Source organism: Pseudomonas sp. SIMBA_068 (genome assembly GCF_046534705.1).
GTDB lineage: Bacteria > Pseudomonadota > Gammaproteobacteria > Pseudomonadales > Pseudomonadaceae > Aquipseudomonas > Aquipseudomonas putida.
The window spans coordinates 1-230 of the sequence record NZ_JAWRYI010001830.1 but is presented as its reverse complement, the minus strand read 5'-3'; the positions used below and the strand labels follow the sequence as shown (position 1 = coordinate 230).

Sequence of the window (230 nt, the reverse complement as noted above, 5' to 3'; positions counted from 1 at the left end):
AATCATAAACGCCAGCACGCTAAGCATTGAGAAAATCGCCAGCGCCGCCATGACCTCCAGCAATGTGAAACCCTGCTGGCGATTAATCATCTTGTGCCTGCCCGGATTTATTATCGATGCTTTGATAACGCGTAAGCGAGGTTGTCTGACCGCTGGGTAATGTCACCGTTATGGTGCGTTCCAGAAGCGTGCCGTCTTTGCTTGAGTGGATATCGCTGCGCCAGTTCCAC

Annotated in this window: 1 protein-coding gene; it reads right to left on the bottom strand. The window is 51.7% G+C overall.

All coding sequences use genetic code 11. From position 1 onward, the window contains the following. On the bottom strand, positions 1-90 hold a 90-nt coding region (locus SB756_RS36090), incomplete at its 3' end, for a prepilin-type N-terminal cleavage/methylation domain-containing protein (protein ID WP_410914051.1). Positions 91-230 lie beyond the last annotated feature (140 nt).